Below are 22,607 nucleotides of genomic sequence, written 5' to 3'. Positions count from 1 at the left end.
TGGCCAATGTCCACGGCGCCTGTGTTGACGGTGACAGTCCCATCCTCGTTGAGCCGCACCGTGGCGCTCGAGCCCAGCAGCGCGGAGACATGCCCTATCGCCGCGACTCCGACACCCCGCCGCTTGCCAGGAGCCGAGGCGCGCGCGCTCCGGCGCTGGCTCCAGCCCGACACCTCCCGGGCCCGCTCCAGGCAGGCCCGCAGCGTGCCGCTCTCGACGCGCGCCCCCCCCAGCCACCGCTCGCCCGTCTCCAGCGCGTTCCGGAGCCGGAGCTCGATGGGATCCATCCCCAGCCTGTCCGCAAGCCGATCGAGCTGCACCTCGTTGGCGAAGTGCACCTGGGGGTTGCCGAACCCGCGGAACGCCGACGCCCGGAGCCGGTTCGTGTACACGCACCAGCACTCGATCTCCACGTGGGGAATGCGATACGGCCCGCGCGCGAGCCAGGCGCCCAGCGCCGAGACGAACGGCCCATCGTCCGCGTAGGCCCCGGTGTCGTAGTACATCCGAACCTTGTGGGCGAGGATGCGCCCGTCTCTCGTCGCGCCCGTCCGCACGTAGATGCGGGCCGCGTGGCGCGACCTCATCATCAACATGTCGTCCGTGCGTGAGAACGTCAGCTTCACCGGCGCGCCGGCCACCTTCGACAGCGCCACGGCGATGGGCTGATTGGTCGACTCTGTCTTGCCACCGAACCCACCCCCCACCCGCGGCGCGATGATCCGGACCTTGGACATGGGCATGGCCAGCACCTCGGCGGTGATGGCCTGCGCCCGGAACACCGTCTGCGTCGAGGTGTAGACGGTCGCCTTGCCGCTGTCCCGATCCACCGTGGCCAGGCTCGAGCACGGCTCCAGGTAGATGTGCTGCTGCGCGGGAGTCTCGTACACGTCCTCGACGATCACCTCGCACTGGTCCCACACCTTGTCCGGTGTGCCCTCGACGAGCCGGACGTGCGAGGCGGCGTTCGGGCTTCGGGCTCGCGCCTCGGTGTTCTCCTGGAGGCTGAAGTAGGCGTCGCGCTGCTCGTGGAGCACGGGCGCGTCCGGCCTCAGCGCCTCCTCGGGATCGAAGACCGCGGGAAGAACCTCGTACTGGATGTGGATCAGCTCGAGCGCCTTGCGGGCCGTCTCGAGATCCACCGCGGCGACCGCGGCGACCGGCTCGCCCGCATAGCGGACCTTGCCGCGAGCGAGCAGCGGCTGATCCTTGATGACGGCGCCGAGGTAGCGGTCGGGCAGATCCTCAGCCGTGAGCACAGCCCGGACGCCCGGCAGGGCTCTGGCCCGAGAGGTGTCGCACGACAGGATCCGGGCATGGGGATGAGGGCTGCCCAGCAGGGCGCCATGCAGCAGGCCCGGCAAGGTCATGTCATCGGTGTAGACGGCACGTCCCGTGACCTTCTCACGGGCGTCCAGCTTCGGCACCGACTTGCCCAGGATGTCCCCCACGGGCGTCGGTCCGGTCCCTGGCTTCTCCGGGTGGCTCATGAGCGCCCTCCCTCGGGGAGCGCCGGGCCTGGCGGTTCGCTCAGCGAGGCAATGGCCTCGACAATCTTGGCGTAGCCTGAGCACCGGCAGACGTTGCTGCCAAGCGCGTGGCGGATCTCGTCGACCGTGGGGCGTGGGTTGCGGTCCAGCAGCGCCTTGGCGGTGAGGACGATGCCCGACATGCAGAAGCCGCACTGCACCGCGCCATGCTGGACCAGGGCCCGCTGCACCGGATGGAGCTCGCGCCCCTGCTCCACCCCTTCGATCGTGGTGATCGCCCGGCCTCGCAGCTTGACGGCCAGGGACAGGCAGGAGAACACCGGCTCGCCGTCCACCAGGACCATGCAGGCCCCGCAGCTCCCCTGGTCACAGCCACGCTTGGTGCCCATCGCACGAAGCTCCTCGCGCAGCACCTCCAGTAGGGTCCGCTCGGGGGCCACGGCCAGCTCGTGGGCCACCCCGTTGATCGTGAGCGAGAGAGGAAGCTTGTCAGCCATGAGCGTGCTCCCGAGCCAGGGACAGGGCGCGCCCGAGCAGGCGCGGGATGAGCATGCGCCGGTACTCGGCCGTGCCGCGGACGTCATCCATGGGCACAGCGGCGTGGGCCAGGATCCGCCCCGCCTCGGCCACATCCTCCTCTGCGAGACGACTCCCCACGAGCCGCTGGTCGGCCGCGTCCACATGGAGTGGCACCGGCCCACAGGAGCCCACGGCCACGCGCGCCTGGCGGCATGTGTCCCCCTCCAGGGTGAGCACCAGCGAGATGGACACGGTCGGGTAGTCGCCGGACACCCGGCTGAACCGGAGGTGGTGGCCCACCGCCTCGCTGAGCCCCTGGGGAACAAAGATCCGGGTGACGAGCTCGCCGCGGGCCAGCGAAGTCTTGAAGCGATCCACGAAGAGCTCCTCAATGGGGACGATCCGCCTCCCCCTGGGTCCGGCGATCTCGACGCGGGCCGCGGCCGCTACCAGGGCCACGGGGAGCTCGGTGCTGGGATCGGCGAGCCCTACCGAGCCTCCGATCGTCGCCATGTTGCGGATGGCCGGGTGTGCGAGCTGCCCCGCGGCACTGCGCACGACTTCCATAGCCCCGCGGAGGCGCACGTCTGAGGCCACCGTCCGATGACGCACCATGGCACCCAGCCAGATCCCGTCCGCGGCTTCGGTGATCGTGGACAGCTCCGGGATCCGATGCAGGCTGATCAGCATCGGGGGCGCCACCTGGCCTGCATGCATCATCGCCACCAGCGAGGCTCCCCCCGCGAGACAGCGCGCCTGCTCCGTGGCGGCCAGGAGCGAGACTCCTTCCTCTACCGTCTCCGGCTCTGCGTACCTCATGCCATCACCTCGAATGGGTCCCTGCGGCATGGCGCTCATCCCGAGCGGCGGGGTCCTCACGCCGCAGGCCTGGCAGGACATCCCCACCTGGCTCATGCGGCGGTAAGGCTTCCCGGCGGAGGCGCGCTCTCGTGGGGCGCCTCGCGCGCGGGGCTATGCGCTGCCAGGGGGCTGGGTGGAACCGGCCTTCATGATCTCGGGGACTTCGGAGTCCGGCTCGGCTCCCTCTTCGACGGGCCCAGTGCCTTCGAGCCAGGCCACCCGCTCCTCGAGCCTGGCGACCTGGCGGCCGACCTGGATCACGCAGATGAGCGTCAGGGCGCTGAGCAGCACACCCGCGAGGACCAGTGCCAGGACGACAAAAACCATGGAGCTCCTCCCGTGGAGACTGCACTCTACTCGAAGCCGTGCTGGAAAGCGGCAGTCCCCTGACGATTGAGTGCTCTAGGAGCAGGAGACTGACCCGGGCATGAGCCCCGCCTGCGTGTAGGTCACAACGGAAGAACCCCGCCTCTCTCGGAATGAAGACGCAGGGCGCGACAGCGCGCCTCCCGTCCTCCTGGAGGCGTGACATGAACCGAGATGGCGTGCGTGGACGCAGTGCCTGGCTTGTCCTCTTCGTCGCCCTGCTCCTGGGCGCTTCCGCGGCCTCGGCGCAGTCCGATCCCTCCATCCGGGACTGGGGCAGCCCCCCCGGCTCTCCTCCCCCCTGGCAGACCCCGGACATCTACGCGGATAACGATGGCAATGGGATCGGCAACGAGCCCGGTGAGCCCTCCAAGGGCCTCACCAACAGGCTGTTCGCGCGCGTGCGCAACCTGGGCAGCAGCCCCGCGAACAACGTGACGGTGAGGTTCCACTACGCACCCTATGGGCTGTGGTCCCCCGCCTCCTGGGCCCACTTCAAGGAGATCGCCGTCGTGACGGGCGTCAACCTGGCCCCCGGCGAAGAGCAGCTCATCGAAGTTCCGTGGGACCTGAGCAACCTCTCTGAGAACAACGGCGGTGCGTGGGGAGGCTACACCCTCAACGAGTTCAATCACTTCTGCGTGCTGGTGCGCATCGAGCTGGCAGGGGATGCGAACACCGCCAACAACCACGCCCAGAACAACTTCGGCAACGTCCAGACCGTCTTCGGCGAGGCGATGTCACTCAAGTTCATGGCCGCCAACCCTCGGCGGGCCGACGCCCGAGGCGAGCTGCTGCTGCGCGGCATCCCCGACGGCTGGAAGCTCCGGTTCGAGGGGATCCAGGAGCCGAAGGAGTTCATGCTGAAAGGAGGGGAGCAGCGGCTCATCACCCTGACGCTCACCCCACCCCCGGCGAGGAGCCCGGAGGACAAGCCCCTCAAGCAGCACGTGGATGTGGCGCTGCGGCTGGACGGCGAGATCCAGGGCGGACTCTCGTTCGACGTCGCGGTGGATCATGCCCGGCCGCTCCTGTTCCCCCCTTCCGGCGGTGTGCTGAGCCCCTACCTCGTGGGGACGTGGGACCTGCGCGAAGGCCGCTCGAGCGTCCTGCAGCTCGTCAATCCCAACGGCCGCTACGTCTACGTGTGGGTGGCCCTCTTCAATGAGGACGAGAAGCCGCTCAAGTGTCTGCGCGACAAGCTGAGCCCCAATGATCTGCTGGAGATCGATCTCCGGCGTGCACTGCAGGCGGGCTTCGGCGTGGTCAAGGTCGTCGCCTTCAGCGACGACAGGTTCCAGCGGCCCGTGGCGGGAGTCGTCGGATACCAGCGCCACTTCACCAAGTCCGGCTTCTCCGAGGCGCCGCTGCACCCGATCCCCCTGGAGATCCTCAAGGGCGATCTGCGGCTCCTCCAGGCCGCGTGCAGGTAGGGCAGGCGACACCATCCACTCAAGAGAGAGAACCCACCATGGCCACCTTCAATATCCAGGGAAGCACCATCAGCAAGAGCACGGGGGCTGGACTCCCCTTCGCCACCGTGAGGGCCTACCAGCTCGGGGTTGCAACGCCGCTGGGCTCCGCGACCACCGATGCGTCCGGGAAGTTCAACCTCACCTTCCCGTGGCCGCACGACGTGAGCATCCCGGGCAACCGCCCGGACGTGCACTTCAAGGTCACCCAGCGCGTGGATGGCACCGAGCGCATCCTCTACAACGAGAACCCTGCCACGCAGACGCGGCGGAACATCGGTGACGTGCTCTCCGTCACGCTCAAGGCCTCCGAGGGCGTGTCCGCCATGCCGGCGCCCCTCACAGGCAGGCCCACGGACTCCCTGTTCCTCTTCACGCGGGTGGGGACGCTCGGGGTCAACCAGATCGACACCTCGGGCCCGGCCGCGAGCGGCTACGCCCGCCCCGACACCAGCCCCGCCGCACCCAACAGCAGCGACGCGAATGCGCCCTTCGGCGGCACGCTCGATCTCGCCGGGTGGTTCGGCCAGTTCGCGGATGTGTACCGGTACAAGGTCCAGTACTCGTCCGATGGAGTCACCTGGAACGACATCTCGGATCCGCTCTCGAACACGTACTACGAGTTCGCGCTGGGGGGCGGGACGTGGCGGACGATCGCCATGGGGCCGTTCTCCCAGGGCGGGCAGGTCAACGTCTACACCCTGCCCTACGTGGAGCAGCCCGGCGTGCCGTGGATCTTCCCGGACCTGATCGCCCGCTGGGACTCCACCAAGGTCGCCAACGGCCTGTACACGCTGCGGATCCAGGGGTTCAAGGTGGACGCCACAGGGACCGTGCTGGTGCCGTCCAGCTCCCTCATCATCGATCCGGCGTTCGGCCAGCTGAAGATGCGGGTCGACAACGCTCCGCCCCAGGCGGCCCTGGGAACCATCACCCACTTCCCTCCGAGCGGCCCGCCTCAGGTCGTCCAGGTCTGCGACATCGTCCACTTCACCACGGGCAGGCTGGAGGTGACGCTCACGGCCCAGGACCCCAACGGCCACCTGCGGGGCTACACCCTCACCACCCTGTATGGCCACAACCAGACGACCCTGGTCCCACCCGGCGGCGGGGACACCTACGCGACGCACATCAACGCGACCCGGCAGTGGACCGGAGGAGTCTTCACGGTCAGCTACAACGGTGCGACGACCTTCAACCCCCCGGCCATGCCGACCTGCGCCTACGAGTTCCGGCTCCGCGTCTCCAAGCGCACCACGAACGGCTACGGGCTCATCTACGACGGCCTGGAGGACACGAAGCACCTCACGCTTCAGCGCTGAGGTGGGCCGAGGCACGGGTGGCCGAGGGAGGGGCTGGTTGTAACCCTTCACGTCACAACGAAGGCCCTCCCCGTAGCGCCCCATGTCACAGGAGCCGCCTCTCCGCAGGCACGGGAGAGGGACGGCTCCAGCGGCACGCGCATTGAAGTTGCCCCGCAGCAGCAGCCAGGGATCCCCCCTGGCGCGTACGGAGCTGCCAATGCGTCTGAGTCTCGGAAAGTCTCTCTGGGCCGCCATCTTCACCCTCGTCCTCCCCCTCGCCCAGGCCCAGGCCCAGGAGTGTGTGGAGTTCCAGGGGGTCAACCACTGTGGGATAGGCGCAGCCAGGCTGAGCGTGACGGACGAGGGGCTCAAGGCCGAGAGCCGCGACACCACCGGCAAGGATGGCGTGGCCATCCACACGGGCCTGAGCTCGAACTGGACGGCCGCCCTCTTCTCCGACAATGCCGGCAAGGACGCCCAGCGGACCATCCTCACCTCCGTGTCGGAGGGGGCCCCGACCAGCACCGCCACCCTCGACACGCGGGGAGAGACGACCACGTACGCCGCCACCTTCACCGGCTCGGGGCAGGAGTCCACCTACTCCGCGCTCCTCTACCGTGATGGCGTCCTCCAGGCCGCCGTCGGAGGGATTCGGAGCGGGACGCCTGGCATCGTGTCCAGGCCCAATCCGGGTTGGACTCCGGCCTGCCGGCCCTACAACCAGAACTACAATTCGTGCATCAGCTCCTGCTACTCGGCCGGCTACCCCAACTGCAATTACTGCAACACCCCGTGCCGCAACACCTTCCACGTCACCCCTCGTGGCGCCTGTCAGTGGCGCTTCGATCTCTCCGCGACGAGCCTGCAGCTCGCGGATGGAAGGCGGGTGGAGGCGGATGAGCTGGTGCTGAACGAGGAGGTCCGTGGCGCGGCCAGCTACCCGTACCTGGGCTTCGACCAGATCCTCATCCAGAGCACTGCGGCGTCCATGACCATCGCCAGCGAGTCCGTCGACCCTGTCTGCAAGTAGCCGTCACGCTGCTCCACACCGGAGGCGGGCGCCCAGCGCTCCCGCTTCCGGCTGCTGTCACCGAGGCGAGCCATGTCCTTTCTTCCCAAGCGCGTGTCCGTGAAGTGGACCTGGTGGTCCCTGGCCCTCCTGCTCGCCGCCAGCCCCTCCCAGTCGGCGCTCCCGCTGGCGGTGGAGGAAGACGAGGCGCTCTCCGGCGGGAGCACGACCGTCCATGACACCTCCCACAACGCCTTCGGCCGCGCGCTGGGGAACATGGAGCGCACTCGCTGGACGCAGATGCTCGAGGGCAAGGCGCTGTTCATGAGGGACTGGCCGGCCTTCTCCAAGCAGCTGGCCGGGCCCCTCTCGAATGCCTCCGGGTGCGGCTCGTGCCACTTCAAGGATGGCCGCGGCCGTCCCCTCCCGGAGCCCGGCCCCGAGGCGCCGCTCCTCGTCCGCTTGAGCGTGCCCTCAACGGGCGTCGCCGCGGGGAGCCATGAGCCGGTCTACGGCGGTCAGCTCAATGATCAGGCCACCTCGGGTGTCCCGGCCGAGGGCACCGTCGAGGTGTCCTATACCCAGGTCAAGGGGCGCTACGCCGACGGGACGTCGTACACCCTGCGCAAGCCCCACTACCGCGTCACCCGCCTGGCCTATGGCCCGCTCGCGCCGCGCGCCATGCTCTCCCCCCGGATTCCCGCCACGGTCTTCGGACTCGGGCTGCTCGAGGCCATTCCCGAGGAAGCCATCCTCGCCCTGGCGGACCCCGAGGATCGAGACGGCGACGGCGTCTCCGGTCGCCCCAACCGGGTCGCCAGCAAGCGCCTGGGTAAGGCCTCCCTGGGACGATTCGGCTGGAAGGCCAACCAGCCCTCGCTGGAGCAGCAAGTGGCGAGTGCCTTCTCAGAAGACCTGGGGCTGACCTCTCCCCTCTTTCCCGAGCGCAACTGCACGGCGAAGCAGGAGTCCTGCCGTGCGATCCCCGTTGCCCAGGGGCCTGAGCTCTCGGAGCACCAGCTCCAGAAGACGACGCTCTACCTCCGGCTCCTGGCCGTCCCCGCGCGCCGGGATGTGACTGGGGTGGCTGTGCGCCAGGGACAGGCGCTCTTCCAGCAGGCGGGCTGCGCCACGTGCCACCACTCCGTCTTCAAGACGGGCGAGGTCTCCGATGTCCCGGAGCTCGCTCAGCAGACCATCCGCCCGTATACGGACCTGCTGCTGCACGACATGGGGCCCGAGCTGGCGGACGGCCGTCCAGACGCGGAGGCGAGCGGCTCCGAGTGGAGGACGGCGCCGCTGTGGGGGCTCGGGCTGCTGGAGGCCGTCAACCGTCAGGTCCGCATGCTGCATGACGGCCGCGCCCGCAGCTTCGAGGAGGCCATCCTCTGGCACGGCGGTGAGGCGGCGGCCTCACGCGAGCGCTTCAAGAAGCTGGAGCGCGAGGAGCGCGAGGCGCTCATCTCCTTCCTCCGCTCGCTCTGACAGGGAGCAGCTCCGGCGTCAGGGCTCCCTCGAACTCGAGGAGCCACTTCTTGGTGGGAATGCCACCGCCGAAGCCCGTGAGAGATCCATTCGATCCGATCACGCGATGGCACGGGACGATGATCGGGAGGGGGTTCTGTCCATTGGCGAGCCCCACCGCGCGCACCGCCTTCGGTCGCCCGATCCGCCTCGCGATGCTGGCGTAGCTGACCGTCTCGCCAAAGGGGATGCGGCTCAAGGCCTGCCACACCTGGAGCTGAAACTCCGTGCCACTCGCCGCGAGCTTCACCTCCTCGAACGTCGTCCCCTGGCCGGCGAAGTACTTCTCGAGCGCCGTGCACGCCTCCGTCAGATGGGCGCGCGCGCGCGCATTTCCCTGGGCCGCCGGCAGCTCCTGCGGGTTGACAGGGAAGAGCACTGCCACGAGCCCCTCCTGGCTCGCTGCGAGCCGCAGCGCTCCGATGGGTGTCTCCAGGCGCGTCGTGGCCAGATCGTCTGTCATGCGGATCTTCATGTGTCGGTCCTCCCAGCTCAGGCCGCAGAGCTCGAGACAGCGTCGAGCATCGGCTCCGTCCACAGCAGCAGCGCCGCATAGCCGCGCCACGGCCTCCAGGCCTCCGCCATCCGCTCGAGCGCTCGAGGCGCAATGGGCACGCCCCCGCCCGCTACCTTGCGCAGGCCCAGATCAGCCGCAGGGAATGCGTCGGGCTCGCCGAGCGCGCGTAGGGCGACATAGTGCGCTGTCCACTCGCCAATCCCTGGAAGTGTGACGAGCTGCGCGACGCTGTCGTCGAGGCTCGTGCCCGGCTTCAGCTCGCAGGCTCCCGAGGCACACGCTGCTGACAGGCTCTTCAGCGCCTGAGTGCGTCCGCTGGTCAGCCCGAGGCCCGACAGGTCCGCCCGGGCCAGCTCCTCAGGGGTCGGGAAGAGATGGGTGAGTCCGCTCCGCGCGACGGCAGCCGGCGTACCGCAGCGCTGGACTACGCGCCCCGCAAGCGTCGTTGCCCCCTTCACGGAGACCTGCTGGCCCAGGACAGCGCGGATCGCCAGCTCGAAGGGATCGAACGCGCCAGGAACACGCAGTCCGCGCGCTCGGGCAAGACGAGGCCCCACAATCGGATCGCCGCCAAGCACCGCGGTGATCGCCGCGGGATCTGCATCCAGATCGAACAGCCTGCGCACGCGCGCCACGATCTGGCGCACGGGCAGCGGACCTGCCCCGTCGATCCGAACCGACAGCGCGCGCCGGGAGGGCTGATGGGTGACTTCGATGGCGCCTGTGCTGTTGCCTAGCCGGTAGGTCCGCCGGTACGTCTCCTCCCCCACCTCCTCGACACCCGGGATCGCCCGTCCGCCGAGGTAGGCGAGGACGCGCTCCCAATCGAACGGCGGGCGATAGCCGAGGCGCAGCGAGATGGCCGCGGACGCCTGTGTGCCACTCCCCTTGGAGCCACGGCGAAGCTCGCTCGGACTGCGGCGGTAGACCGTACGCACCGCATCATTGAACCGGCGCAGGCTCTGGAAGCCCGCGGCGGCCGCGACCTCACTCAAGGGCAGCTCGGTCTCGGTGATGAGCTGCTTTGCCATCAGCAGCCGTCGATTGCTGGCGACCGCCAGCGGGCTGGCGCCGAGGTGCCGCACGAACAGGCGGTGGAGCTGCCGGGCGCCAATCCCGAGCCGTGCGGCGAGCAGCTCGACGGAGCCCTCGTCGAGCGCGCCTTCCTCGATCAACCTCAAGGCCCGGGCAACGCTCGCCTCGCTCCCAGCCCAGGCCGGTGTGCCAGGCGCAGTCTCCGGCCGGCAGCGCAGACACGAGCGATAGCCCAAGGCCTCGGCGGCGGCCGCGCTGGGAACGAAGAGGCAGTTCTCCCGCTTCGGCGTTCGCGCGGGGCACACCGGGCGGCAATAGATCCGGGTCGTCTTGACGCAGACGAAGAACCGCCCGTCGAACCGGGCGTCCCGCCCTGCGAGCGCGCGGTAACAGAGGTCCTGATCGAGAGGGACTTGGGTTGCCATGGAGTGCAGTTGAGCGCATCTCCTCGCCAGGCGCTCGCCAGAATCGGACGTCACCGTGACGAAGCGAGGTAGGCGTCGAGATCGTCCCGGAAGTAGCGCAGGCCCTGCTCGAAGCGCGCGAGCCGGACGAACTCGTTCGCCCCGGAGCGCAGCCCGGACTGGATGGACTCGCCCATCGCCAGATCCTCCTGCACCGCCCCGATGAGGATCTCGATGTTCTTCTCCCAGTAGCGTGTCGCCTTCTCCGTCTCCGGCAGCTGGGGCAGCAGCCAGAACGTCCGGTACTCCGTCCGGTCCGCCCCGAGCGGGTGCACCGTGCTCACCGACACGTGATCCGGCTGGACCAGGAGCAGCACGTTGGGGAACAGCTGGAACAGCACGTTGGCGTGCTTGCGCAGCTCCCACCCCGCCTCCGGCTGGCCCCCCAACTCCTGGATCGTCTTCTTGGGGAAGATGGCCCGGATGTGCGGCGCGAGCCTGTCCACCAGCCCCACGTTGTTGAAGAACAGCGGATAGATGGACTCCCGGTGCGCGTACCGGAGGTGATAGGCCTCCAGGAAGATCTCGATCGCGATCTTCCAGTTGAGCTTCCGCTCCATGGTGTGCGGCTTGTACGCCACGAGCTTCTCCAGCCCGAACCCCGCCAGATCCGGCATCACCGGCGCCAGGAAGGTGTCCACGTCCGGGCCTCCCGGCTCCAGCGTCACCCACAGGAGCCCCAGGCGCTCCACCACCGGCACTCGGACAAGTCCCACGGACTCGGAGGGCCGGCTCGGAAAGCCCACTTCGTCCGGCACCGCCCGCAGCCGCCCGGTCGAGTCATACGTCCACCCATGGTACGGGCACACGAAGGCCTGCTTCCGCCGCCCCTGCGCCTCGGCTACCAGCCGCGTGCCCCGGTGGCGGCAAACGTTGAGGAAGCACGTCACCTCGCCCGAGGCCGTCCGGCACAGCAGCAGCGGCGTCCCCATCGAGTCATGCGTCAGGTAGTCGCCTGGCTCGGCCAGCTGCGACGCGTGGCCGACGATCATCGGCAGCTTGCGAAACAGCCGCTGCTCGGCTTCGAGGCGCTCTGGCTGGAGGTAGGGGGCCACCGGCAGCCGTGACTCCTCCTCCACCATGTGCGTGGTGCCCGTGCGCAGGTGCTCCAGCACCCGGCGGACCAGCTCGACCTGCTTCGCTTGCTCCAAGGCGCTCCTCCCGCCGCATCGGCGTGTATCCTGCCCCACAGAATGGACGAGCGCTCAGGGGGACCGCAACTCCACCCTGCTCAGCCCCAGGGCCGCAGGATGAGCAGGTAGATCGGGAGCCCGGCCTCGAGGAGATAGGTCGACAGCGCGCCAGGGATCTGGATGGCGGACGTCTGCCGCAACAACCCCACCGTGTGGAGGATGCGCGACACGACCAGCACTCCGCCGAAGACGTGGAGCAGCGTCGAGGATCCACCACACAGCTCGGCGGCCAGCAGCAGGACCAGGATCAGCGGCACGTGCTCCACGGTGTTGCCGTGCGCGCGAATGGCGGCGGCCAGATCAGCGTGCCCTCCGTCGCCCCGAAACACATTGTGCTTGCCGCGCACACGGCTGACGTTGATCCCCAGTCCCAAGATCCACAAGGCACTGATCGCGCCATACAGCGCCGTCACCGGGACTGCCATCAACGCCGTAACGAGAATCGGATTGGCCATCGTCTCCACCTCTCCATGGGAGTGAGGGCGCCCACCATAGACGCATCCCGTACGACTTTGGGCCTCGGCCCCGCTTGACAGCGTGGATCCCTCGACGTGAGCATCCAGGAACTCCATGTCAGCGACCTCCCAGAGCGAGCCCGTCGTCTTCAGTCAGCTGTTCGAGGCGTTGGTCATGCACGCCATGCGGGGCAAGTTCGACCCCGACGCCGTGCGCCGCCTGGAGGCCGCCGGGATCGATCTGAGCCGCCCGCTGCTCGTCGCCTACCCCCTCACCGTCTGGTACGACGTGGTGTGGATCTGCGCGCAGCTGCTCTTCCCGCATCTGCCGCGCAACGAGGCCATGCACGCCACCGGCCGCAAGGTCGCCGAGGGCTACAGCCACACCACCATGGGCAAGGCGCTCTTCGAGGGGCTGCGCAAGATGGGCTGGCAGCGGGCGCTCGCGCAGCTGGCCCGCTCGCTCAAGACCGGCGGCAACTTCCTGTCCGCGCAGTCCCACGAGCTGCCCAACGGGGACCTCGAGATCACCCTGGAGATCCTCCCTGAGTTCGTCCCCGCCCTGGCCACGCACCCGGGAATTGACGCCAGCTTCATGCGCGGCTTCCTGGATGCGTCCGCGGAGTTCATCCGTGGGCCGAAATCCCCCCACTTCGCGCTCATGGGGACAGATCCCAGCTCGCGCCGCGCCACCTTCCTGCTGCGAGAGAAGAGCTGAGCCCGCAGGAGCTGGAGTTCCGCGGGGCCGCTTCAAGCTCCCCAGCTGAGCTGGTAGACTGAGCCCTGCTCATGGCGAAGATCGGCCCGTCGATTCCTCAAGGAGTTCCGCTCCCGCGGCCTGCCGCCTCGCCCAGGCCGGCGGCGCCGGCGAGCCCGGCCCCCGCAAGCCCGCCGCCAGCGGCACCCGCGCCCAGCCCGCCGCCGCCTCCGTCCCAGGCTGCGAAGCCCCCCCCCTCGCCCATGAATGCGCGGGAGGTCGCCCAGCAGTTCGGCTCGGCCTTCATGTCCGCCGGAAGGCTCGCAGGTCAGCTCATGCGCGGGCTGGTGGGAGCCGCCCCGCAGCTTCCCGCGCGAAAGGGCACCAGCGCGGAGAAGACCGAGGCCCGGAGCGAGGCTCGGGAGTCCTCCTCGACCGTGGGCAGCGGTGAGGAAGGCGAGCCTGACGCGGGCCCGGCCACCTCGAAGCCCCTGCTGTCCGGCACATTCGGAGCAGCGTTCGCGGCGCTCAAGCGCGCCAGCCTGCGCAAGGCCCGGAAGAGGCTCAGGAAGCAGGCCTCGGCCGGGACCGGGGCCGGGGCCGCTCGCTCGGTGGCGCGCGGGCACCCGGACGACGAGCTCGATGGGCTCCATGGCTCCTCGGTGCGCGCCTTGCTGCACGGTGATGAACAGGGGGCGACGGAGTACGATCAGGCGCGGAACGTGGCCCTCTTTCTCGAGCACCTCGAGCGCCAGGGCAAGCCTCCCGTGGACCTGCTGCGCCACCTCAACCTGCAGCTCGGCCAGGAGCGCGGAGACGGGTTCCGCAAGCTGTTCTCGGAGCAGGTCCGCCCTCAGATGGAGGCGCTCGCCGGCAAGGTGGAGGAGTGCACCTCCGCCGATCGCCGGAGGATCGCCGGGCTCGTCTCGCGCACAGTCAGCCAGGTGGGGCCCAACAGCGCGGGGGTCTTCGAGGAGTTGCTCCTCTCGGCCGGTGCCAGCGAGGCCACGGCCTTGGCGGGAACAGAGGAGTCCTCCGCTGGGCGGGCTGCCGGGCTCGAGCAGGCGCTGCGCGCGGGGGGAAGCCCTGCCTATCGCCATGGCCTCATCGAGAACTCCCAGGAGTGGCTCCGCGCCCTGGGGCAGGAGTGGCTCGCGCTCGGACCGGAGCGAGAGCCGCTGACAGGAACGCTGCTTCGGGCGAGCGAGCTGCTCGCGCCGCTCTCCATCCGGCTCCTCGCCCATGCGTTCGTCTCCGGGCTCCTCCAGTCCAAGGGGCCCGACAGAGCGGGCACGCTTGCAGGCAGCGTGGCCCAGGGGCTCTCCCACGCGCCGGGGGGCGCCTCCTGGGCCGTGCAGCTCGTCGTCGCGCTCAAAACCCAGGGGGATGAGGTGGCGGCCCGAGCCCTCGCGGAGGCGCTCACGGGAGCCTTGCGCACCGCCAGGCAGCGCTGCGTGCCCGGGTTCTCGCGGCTGAAGCACCTGCAGGACATCTCCGATCCCAAGCCGCAGGGGGCCGCCGGGTGGGAGGACTTCGAGCGCGCCGCCGTGCCGCTCGCGGCGGTGTTGCAGGGGTGCGTGCACGTGCTTGCGTTGAGGAGCACCCTGCAGCCGCTCTGCCCAGAGCTGACGGATGAGGCGCAGGTCTGCCTGGGGAGCCTCGACGTGGTGGGGGCCACCGCCGCGGGCCAGCGCGTGCTGCGGCTTGCCCTGATCTCGCAGGAGCAGGGCATGCCCTCCTTCCTCTCCATCATCCCGCGGGAGGCGCCCGCGCTCGCGCAGCCCGCCATCCTCCACCAGCTGTCCGAGAGCGGGCTGTTCTCGGGGCACTACCTGTTCGGAGGGGTCGGCTTCCTCCAGCGCGTTGCGTGCCGGACCGCCCGCGCGCTCGCGGGGCCGGTGATCGCGCGGACCCAGAAGGGCGATGCCCCGGCGGCTCGGAACCTTCTTCGCGTGGGGATTCGAAGGAATGCCTCGCTCTTCGGCCTCAGCTCCGAGGGAGCAAAGCGGGCCGTCGAACTGCTGGAGCCGCTGCGCGCAAAGCCGAACCCCACCCAGGTGCAGCGCACGATGGCCGATCTCGCGACGCTGCTGCGGGAGTTTCCCAACGAGGAAGACAGTGGCACGGCCGAGAGCCTGCGCACCCTGGTGACCTCTCTGGGGCAGCGCAGGCCGAACGTCGTCTCGCGAAAAGACGGGCGGTGGGTGACCGTGGAGCTCACCCCGCTCGATGTGGTGGCAGGCCAGTCCGCCCTGAGTCGCAGGACGGGAAAGAAGTAAGGGGAAACCCAAAGACACGCGCTCTTGGGGAAAACCCAACTAGGGTTTTCCATGGGCATACAAAAGTCTGTCAGGCCTGTACTGTGGAGAGAAGTTAATCCGGAACAAGCCGCAAACGCGGCGCCGGGCTTCCTTCCCCATCACCCAGGAGACAGACGTGACTCGCTTCGGTCCAATGTGCACTGTCAGTGCACTGGCCAGCCTCGTGCTCGCAGGCTGTGGAATGAATCAGGAGCTGGAGTTCCCGCTCGGCCCCGACGAGGCCGCTCCCACACTGGAGGTGGCCCGCGCGCCGCTCAGCGGTGCAGCCATGGCCACCTATGATGCGTATTTCCAGACCCCTGCCTGTCTGACGCCGGCCACCGCCTGCGACACGGGAACGCTGGTGGATGGCCGCGGCCCTTCTGGCCCCGAGGCGAACGCTCCCAACACCCTCTTCTCCTCGTGCGCGGACGGCACCTTGGGCTTGTATCACTGGTACGAGTCGTTGGACCGGGTGCGCATCTACACCCAGAACGGTGGCGGCTTCCTGGCGGGCAAGAGGGTCGTCGTCGAGGCCACTCTCTGGGCCTATGACGTCTACACCGAGGACTCGTTGGTGATCTACTACGCCCCGAACGCCAACGCTCCGCAGTGGACGCACGTGGGCACGGCGCAGGCCCCCGGTCCTGGCACTCGAGTCCTCTCGAAGACGTTCACGCTGTCCGCGGGCGCGGAGCTGCAGGCCATCCGAGCCATCGTGCGCAACACCTCCACGTCGGGCCCCTGCGTCTCCGGCATCCGCATGGACCGGGATGACGTCGTGTTCCGAGTGGGGGACATGCCGCCTCAGGTGGCGATGAGCTCGCCGGGTGCGGTGGTGAGCGGCACGGTGACGCTCTCGGCCGATGTCTGGGATGACTTCGGGGTCGACCTGGTCAACTTCTCTGGCGCGCACCCCATCTACGGCTCCAATTTCTACCTGGGCTCCGCCACCCAGACGCCCTACCAGGACACCTGGAACACCGCCCACTTCCCCGACGGCCCCTACGCGGTCACCGCCAAGGCCTGGGACCTGAACAACCAGACGGCTGTCTCCACTCCGTTCACCGTCGTGGTGGACAACACCGCGCCTTCGGTGACGCTCACTGCGCCAACGACGGGAGCCGTGCTGTCAGGCAACGTGACCCTCCAGGCTTCAGCCCAGGACGGCCATGCCGTGGAGCGCGTGGAGTTCTACAGGGATTCCACCCTGCTGGGCACCGCCACCCAGGCGCCCTACCAGCTCACCTGGAACACGGCGGACACGGCCGATGGCCCCAACTACGCCCTCCATGCCAAGGCCTACGATGTGGCGGGCCATGTCAGCACCTCGTCCGTGACTGTCACGATCGAGAACGACCCGACGGGCAGCATCACCTCCCCCGCTCCCCAGGCGGTGCTGAGCGGCACGGCCACCTTCGCCGTCAACGCCCAGGATCTGCAGGGCGTGGATCGGGTGACGTTCTACGTGGGGACCAAGTACGTCACCTGGGATGGCACGGCGCCGTACACCATCAACTTCAACACGCTCAACTTCACCAACGGGGTCTACGTGCTCACCGCGCGCCTCTTCGACACGGACGACAACATGACCGTGACCGAGGGCGTGACTGTCACGATTCAGAACTGACGAGCTTCTTCCCATCAACCAGGAGACAGACATGACTCGCTTTGGTCCGATGTGCAGGATCAGTGCACTGGCCAGCCTCGTGCTCGCAGGCTGTGGAATGAATCAGGAGCGGGAGTTCCCGCTCGGCCCCGACGAAGCCGCCCCCACACTGGAGGTGGCACGCGCGCCGCTCAGCGGTGCAGCCCTGGCCAGCCATGATGCGCATTTCCAGGCACCTGCCTGCCTGACGCCAGCCAACTCCTGCGACACGGGAACGCTGGTGAACGGCCGGGGCCCTCTCGGCCCCGAGGCGAATGCTCCCAACACCCTCTTCTCCTCGTGCGCGGACGGCACCGCGGGCGAGTACCACGACGCCGCGTCGCTGGACCAGGTCCGCATCTACACCGAGGATGGTGGCGGCTTCCTTCCCAACAAGAAGGTCACGGTGAAGGCCACCGTCTTTGCCACCGGGAACACGAATGACCGGCTCGTGCTCTACTACGCCCCAGACGCCAACGCTCCGCAGTGGACGCACGTCGGCACGGTGCAGCCCACCCACTACGGAAGCCACGTCCTCTCGAAGACCTTCTATCTGTCCGCGGGCGCGGAGGTGCAGGCCATTCGAGCCATCATGCGCACCAACTCCACGTCGGGCTCCTGCGCGTCTGGCAGCTACGCGGACCGGGATGACCTGGTGTTTCGGCTGGGGGATACGCCGCCTCAGGTAATCCTCGAGTCGCCGGGGGTGGCGGTGAGCGGCACGGTGAGGTTCTCGGCCAACGCCTCGGATGACATCGAGATCAACCGAGTCCTCTTCTATAGCGGTGCGGATTACCTGGGCTACGACTCGGCGGCGCCCTACCAGCTCAACTGGAACAGCACTGCCTACAGCGACGGCCCGCACGAGTTCACCGCCACAGTTGTGGACGGGTCCAACCAGCGAGCTGTCTCCGCGCCGGTCACCGTCCTGGTGGACAACACCTCGCCTTTGGTGTTCATCACCGAGCCATCGTTTGGAGCCGTGGTGTCAGGCACCGTGACGTTCAAGGCTTCGGCCCAGGACAGCATTGGCGTGGCGCGCGTGAACTTCTACTACGGCTCCACCCTGCTGGGCACCTTCACCCAACCGCCCTACGAGATCACCTGGGACACGACCGACCACGCCGATGGCGACTACTACTACCTCTATGCCGAGGCCTACGATCTGGCCGGCCATGTCGACACAACTTTCGTGAGGTTCTCGATCGAGAACGACGTCGAGCCGACCGGCTCCATCACCTCCCCCGACCCCCAGGCGGTGCTGAGTGGAACAACCCCCTTCTCCGTCAGAGCCCTGGACCCTCAGGGAATCGATCGGGTGACGTTCTACGTGGGGAGCAAGTACGTCACCTGGGATGGGACGGCGCCGTACGCCATCAACTTCAACACACTCAACTTCACCAACGGGGACTACGTGCTCACCGCGCGCATCTTCGACGCGGCGGGCAACATGATCGTCACCGAGGGCGTGCCGGTCCGGATCCAGAACTGACGAGAGCCCCACAAGCTGCAGGGGGCGAACCCTGATGTGGATCAGGAGGTCATCGAATGGCTCAGAGCCAAACGCGATGTCTCTCCGGAACAGTTCATGAGATGCTGCGCGAGCTCTACAGCCGCAAGGAGATGTTTGAAAGGTTTCCCCATGGCTTCTGAAGTGCCACCGCCCCCGCGCTTCTTCGTGCTCACGGATGACATGCTGGGGCCCCATGACACCAAGTTCGATAGCGCTGAGCCTGTCAGCACGGGAGAAGCCCCCCGCTGTCCGCAGTGCGGCGCCATCATCGGCATGCGGACGTGGCTGCCTCCCTACCGAGGCGAGTTAGAACTGCATGGCCAGGGCCTCGGCGACTTTGTTGAGTCCTCGGGCTATGACTTCCTCATCTCCGAGCGCTTTGCAGCGGCATTCCGGGCGGAAGGACTGACTGGACTGCTTGGCTTCCATCCCGTCCAGGTGTTGCGTGTGCGGAGGAAGCACAAGGGCTCCAAGCCTGGTGCCGAGCCCCGCTACTACGCCGTCACCGCTTGTTTCGGCCGTGGGGCTGTCGATGATCTGCGCAGCCACATCCGCCGTGACGAGCCCGTGAAATGCCCTGAGTGCCGAAATAGCGGAGTGGACTCGATCCATGGTTTCACCCTGGAGCCGGGGAGCTGGCAGGGAGAGGGCGTGTTCCGCCCCCGGGGTCTCCAGGGGCGTCTCCTCGTCTCCGAGCGCTTCGCCGAGCTCGTCAAGCGGCATGAGCTGACGAACCTGAAGCTGATCCCCACCCATGAGTACGTCTGGGATCCCCTTGGCAAAGGGCCACCGACAGACAACTCCGCAGCGGGGTGGCAACGCGGGTGATCAGCGGAAACTCAAGTGCTCACTCACGGCTGGTCTCTCCAGAGACCAGCCAGGGCGGCGGCTTCGCTGCATCCAGGCACCCCTCTAGAGAATCCAGGGGTTTGGTTGTCACACCGCAGCCTTCATTTCATGGCACAGGGGGTGCAGTAGGGCATGGGCACACTCGCCGGACTCTCCGGCTCCCCAACCTGAAAGGCAGCCCCCATGTCCTCCATCAACGGCACCGTGAAGGCCCCCGTCGCCAACACCCCCCTGACCGCGAAGCAGACAAAGATCTTGGACAACACCGGCAAGTTTGCCGGAGCCAAGGCGGACCACAACAAGCCCCTTCGCGGGCTCGTGGGCAAGGTCGTCGACCGCTTCGTGGCCAGCCCGCTCGCCGCGACGCGCAACACGCAGGCTCGCCAGCTGCACGAGGTCGCCGCCGGCGTGCGCAAGGGCACTGTCAGCGCCAAGGAGGCCGAGGCCCTGCTGCAGTCGCAGCAGACCGTCGCCAGCGCCACCCAGCGGGCCATGTCTGACGGCAAGCTCTCCGTGAAGGAGAAGATCGAGCTGTCCGCGATGCAGCAGAACGCCCAGAAGCTCATCGACACGGCCGTCAAGAGCGGCCTCAGCAGCAGCCTGAACGGCATCGTCAACATCTTCAACACCCCCGCCAAGCGCCAGGCGGACCAGCTCGACAAGCTCGCGGACGGCATCGCCAAGGGCACCATCACCCGGGCCGAGACCGGCAAGCTGCTGGGCCAGCAGGAGCAGATCGCGGATGCCCGTGGCGACGCGGACTCGACCCAGGAGAGCACCGCGCTCAAGAGCCAGCAGACGCGGGCTGACGAGGACCTCGAGCGCCACAGCAAGTCGGGCACCCAGCTCGACCTGAAGAAGATCGCCACCACCATCGGCCGCAAGATCGCGGGCTGATTCAGCGCGTCTCCAGCCACTGGGAGGCGAGCTCGGCCTCGGCCTTGCGGCCCTGGCTCCTCCAGTGCTCCCGCGCCTGAGTGGCCAGCTCCACGGCGCGGGGGCGATCCCTTCGGGCCTCCCAGAGCGCCTGGGCCAGGGGGAGCTGGATCTCCGCGCGCATGCCCTCCGGGGCCAGCTTCAGCGCGCGCTCGAGGAAGGGCAGGGCGTCGGCCGGTCTGCGCTGATCCAGCCCGAGCCGGCCCATCCCCAGGAGGAGCTCGGCGCGATCCGGATGGCCCGCGGGCAGCACCTTGTCCTGCAAGGCCATGGCGTGCGTGTACTTCTCCCGCGCCTCGGCGTGCCTGCCCAGCTTCCTCAGCGCGTCGCCGAGGTTGCTCAGGGTGTTGGCGATCTCCGGGTGCTCGGGGCCCAGCACCTTCTGTTGCAGCGCCAGGGCGCGCTCGTTCATCTGCCGGGCCTCCTCGTGCTTGCCCAGCTCGCCGAGAATGACGCCCAGGTTGCTGAGCGCGATGGCGACATCTGGATGCTCGGGGCCCAGCGTCTTCTCCCAGATCGCCAGCACGCGGGCCTGCGCCGCTCGCGCCTCCTCGTACTGGCCCAGCTCCTCGAGGACGGCGCTCAGGTTGTTGAGCGAGCCGGCCACATCCGGGTGCTCGGGGCCCAGCGACTTTTCCCTCAGCGCGAGCGCACGCGCATGCGTCTGCCGCGCCTCCTCGAACCGGCCCATCTCCCGGAGGACGTTGCCCAGGTTGTTGAGCGAACGAGCCACTCGCGGGTGCTCGGGCCCGAGGATCCGCTCTCGCAGCTCCAGGGCTCGCGCATACTTCTCCCGGGCCTCCTCGTACTTGCCAGTGTAGAAGAGCACCGCGCCCAGGTTGTTGATCGAACCGGCCACCCCCAGGTTCTCCTCGGGGCCCGTCTTCAGCCGCAGCTCCAGCGCGCGACTGAACACCTGGCCTGCCTCCTCGTACTTGCCCATGCCCATGAGGGCGGTGCCGAGGCTGTCGAGCGCGGAGGCGCGGATCCAGTCGTCATCCGCCAGCTCCACGATGTTCTCCATCGCGGGGCGCAGCAGGAGCGCCTCCTGGAAGCGGCCCTGGGAGTCGCCGACCAGCATGATCAGGTCACCCCAGGCGCGGGCGAGCAGGGCGCCGTCCTTGCCTTCCGCCGCGGCCACCATGGCCTTGCGCAGCCACTCCTCGGCGCTGGGAAAGTCGCCTGCGCCGGCGCGGAGCCGGGCTCCCAGGGAGAGGGTGCGAGCCAGCAGGGGGGCATGGCCCACGGCCTCGACCTGGGGCAGCAGCCTGTCCGTCTGCGCCAGCCCCGCCTGGTACTGGCTGGCCTCGAGCAGGGCCTCGAGTCGATCCACCTGCTCCTGGAGTGCCTCCACCTTCGAGCGCACCGCGGGATCCTCTGGTGGTGGCACCGCGGCCAGGAGCGCCTTGGCATCCACGCAGTACTCCAGGGGAGGCAGCGACTCCACGGCCTGGACCGCCTTCTCCATGAGCGCCCGGTCCGCGGCCTGGGAGAGCAGCTCGGTGAGCGCACGCAGCTGGCTGCGCCGTCGCTCCAGGCAGGACTCCTGGAGCAGCGGCAGCCCCTGGGTCTGGGCGGGCCTCTCACGGCCCGTGCTCAAGCACAGCTCTGTGCGCTGCTGGAGCCAGCCGCCCGCATAGGTGTCCAGCTCCCGCGCCACCCGCGCCGCGGTCGCCTGCGCGTACGGCACTCCTGTGGCAAGCAGGGCCTGCTCCACCCGGGCCTTCACCGTCGCATCCCAGACTCCGGACAGCCGCAGCTCCAGCCGGCCGCACTCCGGCCCTCTCTGCTGGGCTGCCCATCCCCAGAGGGCCAGCACCGCGAGCACCGCCGTCACGCCTGCCACGCCCGCCCGTCGCAGCCACGCCTGGCGCTTCACTTCGGGATCGTCTTCCAGTGCGGCCAGCAGCACTTCCATGGAGGCGGGCCGCTGAGCCGGGCTGCTGTGCAGCCCCTGGAGCACCGTGCGCTGCACCCACGCGGGTACGGCAGAGCTCTCCGGGAGCATCGCCTTGCCCGTGCGCTGGGCCTCGAGCAGCTCGTCCACCGAGTTGCCGCGGAAGGGGACCTGCCCATGCAGGCCCTCGTAGAGCGACACGCAGAAGGCATACAGATCGCTGCGCGCGTCGGCGCGCTGGCTCCGGAGCTGCTCGGCGGCCATGTAGAACGGTGTCCCTCCCCATCTGGCGGGCTGAGTGAGCACGGGCTCCAACACCTGGGAGGAGCTCGGTGCTGGCTCCGCGCTCCCCGAGGGGAGCTGCGAAGGCTCGAGCCGGGCCATTCCGAAGTCCGTGACGCGGGCTCGCCCGTCCTGGCCGACGAGGACGTTGTCCGGCTTGAAGTCGCCGTGGATGAGGCCCGCCGCATGAGCCGCCATCAGCCCTCGCCCGGCAGCCAGGTACTTGTCGAGCACCTCACGCCACGAGCGCTGCTTCTGCCAGCTGCGCAGCGTCTG

Annotated in this window: 19 protein-coding genes; 10 read left to right on the top strand and 9 right to left on the bottom strand. The window is 68.6% G+C overall.

Translation table 11 applies throughout. The features are described from left to right. The 4 genes from VD972_RS30925 to VD972_RS30910 all read right to left on the bottom strand — a co-directional run. Window positions 1-1,490 (bottom strand): xanthine dehydrogenase family protein molybdopterin-binding subunit (locus VD972_RS30925; protein WP_324992377.1); only part of this gene is annotated, 1,490 nt, incomplete at its 3' end. Further along, on the bottom strand, window positions 1,487-1,987 hold the full coding sequence (locus VD972_RS30920; RefSeq protein WP_324992376.1) for a (2Fe-2S)-binding protein: 501 nt from the start codon (window positions 1,985-1,987) through the stop codon (window positions 1,487-1,489). The genes VD972_RS30925 and VD972_RS30920, both read right to left, overlap by 4 nt. Beyond that, window positions 1,980-2,828, bottom strand: a complete 849-nt coding sequence (locus tag VD972_RS30915; protein WP_324992375.1) for a xanthine dehydrogenase family protein subunit M — start codon at window positions 2,826-2,828, stop codon at window positions 1,980-1,982. The genes VD972_RS30920 and VD972_RS30915 overlap by 8 nt, the downstream gene beginning before the upstream one ends. 153 nt (window positions 2,829-2,981) lie before the next feature. Continuing rightward, window positions 2,982-3,197, bottom strand: a complete 216-nt coding sequence (locus VD972_RS30910) for a hypothetical protein (RefSeq protein WP_324992374.1) — start codon at window positions 3,195-3,197, stop codon at window positions 2,982-2,984. Between the two features lie 203 nt (window positions 3,198-3,400). Between VD972_RS30910 and VD972_RS30905 the strand changes: the two genes are divergently transcribed. The 4 genes from VD972_RS30905 (at window position 3,401) to VD972_RS30890 (ending at window position 8,506) form a co-directional block, all read left to right on the top strand. Then, window positions 3,401-4,669 carry a hypothetical protein gene (locus tag VD972_RS30905; protein WP_324992373.1) on the top strand — a complete coding sequence of 423 codons (1,269 nt, stop codon included), beginning with the start codon at window positions 3,401-3,403 and terminating at the stop codon, window positions 4,667-4,669. Window positions 4,670-4,707: 38 nt separating this feature from the next. Continuing rightward, window positions 4,708-6,030: a hypothetical protein gene (locus VD972_RS30900; RefSeq protein WP_324992372.1), complete on the top strand. Its 1,323-nt coding sequence runs from the start codon at window positions 4,708-4,710 to the stop codon at window positions 6,028-6,030. 199 nt (window positions 6,031-6,229) lie between these two features. Next, window positions 6,230-7,042, top strand: coding sequence for a hypothetical protein (locus tag VD972_RS30895; protein ID WP_324992371.1), 813 nt, complete (start codon window positions 6,230-6,232; stop codon window positions 7,040-7,042). A gap of 72 nt (window positions 7,043-7,114) precedes the next feature. Next, window positions 7,115-8,506: a di-heme oxidoredictase family protein gene (locus VD972_RS30890; protein ID WP_324992370.1), complete on the top strand. Its 1,392-nt coding sequence runs from the start codon at window positions 7,115-7,117 to the stop codon at window positions 8,504-8,506. Here VD972_RS30890 and VD972_RS30885 read toward each other — a convergent pair. The 4 genes from VD972_RS30885 to VD972_RS30870 form a co-directional block, all read right to left on the bottom strand. Further along, window positions 8,481-9,020: a methylated-DNA--[protein]-cysteine S-methyltransferase gene (locus VD972_RS30885; RefSeq protein ID WP_324992369.1), complete on the bottom strand. Its 540-nt coding sequence runs from the start codon at window positions 9,018-9,020 to the stop codon at window positions 8,481-8,483. The genes VD972_RS30890 and VD972_RS30885 overlap by 26 nt on opposite strands. 17 nt (window positions 9,021-9,037) lie before the next feature. Next, window positions 9,038-10,522, bottom strand: coding sequence for an AlkA N-terminal domain-containing protein (locus VD972_RS30880; protein ID WP_324992368.1), 1,485 nt, complete (start codon window positions 10,520-10,522; stop codon window positions 9,038-9,040). A 50-nt stretch (window positions 10,523-10,572) separates the two neighbouring features. Beyond that, on the bottom strand, window positions 10,573-11,712 hold the full coding sequence (locus VD972_RS30875) for an aromatic ring-hydroxylating oxygenase subunit alpha (protein ID WP_324992367.1): 1,140 nt from the start codon (window positions 11,710-11,712) through the stop codon (window positions 10,573-10,575). An 80-nt stretch (window positions 11,713-11,792) separates the two neighbouring features. Next, window positions 11,793-12,209, bottom strand: coding sequence for an MAPEG family protein (locus VD972_RS30870; RefSeq protein ID WP_324992366.1), 417 nt, complete (start codon window positions 12,207-12,209; stop codon window positions 11,793-11,795). Window positions 12,210-12,324: 115 nt separating this feature from the next. Between VD972_RS30870 and VD972_RS30865 the strand changes: the two genes are divergently transcribed. From VD972_RS30865 to VD972_RS30840, 6 genes are all read left to right on the top strand, one after another. Next, window positions 12,325-12,927 (top strand): DUF2378 family protein, encoded by a 603-nt coding sequence (locus VD972_RS30865; RefSeq protein WP_324992365.1) that lies wholly within the window; start codon window positions 12,325-12,327, stop codon window positions 12,925-12,927. Between the two features lie 242 nt (window positions 12,928-13,169). After that, window positions 13,170-15,185 (top strand): hypothetical protein, encoded by a 2,016-nt coding sequence (locus VD972_RS30860; protein ID WP_324992364.1) that lies wholly within the window; start codon window positions 13,170-13,172, stop codon window positions 15,183-15,185. Between the two features lie 223 nt (window positions 15,186-15,408). Then, window positions 15,409-16,836, top strand: coding sequence for an Ig-like domain-containing protein (locus tag VD972_RS30855; RefSeq protein WP_324992363.1), 1,428 nt, complete (start codon window positions 15,409-15,411; stop codon window positions 16,834-16,836). A gap of 31 nt (window positions 16,837-16,867) precedes the next feature. After that, on the top strand, window positions 16,868-18,346 hold the full coding sequence (locus VD972_RS30850; protein WP_324992362.1) for an Ig-like domain-containing protein: 1,479 nt from the start codon (window positions 16,868-16,870) through the stop codon (window positions 18,344-18,346). Window positions 18,347-18,496: 150 nt separating this feature from the next. Next, window positions 18,497-19,195, top strand: a complete 699-nt coding sequence (locus VD972_RS30845) for a hypothetical protein (RefSeq protein ID WP_324992361.1) — start codon at window positions 18,497-18,499, stop codon at window positions 19,193-19,195. A gap of 204 nt (window positions 19,196-19,399) precedes the next feature. After that, window positions 19,400-20,113: a hypothetical protein gene (locus VD972_RS30840; protein WP_324992360.1), complete on the top strand. Its 714-nt coding sequence runs from the start codon at window positions 19,400-19,402 to the stop codon at window positions 20,111-20,113. A gap of 1 nt (window position 20,114) precedes the next feature. Here VD972_RS30840 and VD972_RS30835 read toward each other — a convergent pair. After that, a partial coding sequence (locus VD972_RS30835) for a serine/threonine-protein kinase (protein ID WP_324992359.1) occupies window positions 20,115-22,607 on the bottom strand: 2,493 nt, incomplete at its 5' end.

Source organism: Hyalangium sp. (assembly GCF_035629615.1).
Lineage (GTDB): Bacteria > Myxococcota > Myxococcia > Myxococcales > Myxococcaceae > Hyalangium.
The sequence above is the reverse complement of the archived record's forward strand: the minus strand, read 5'-3'. Positions and strand labels throughout refer to the sequence as shown.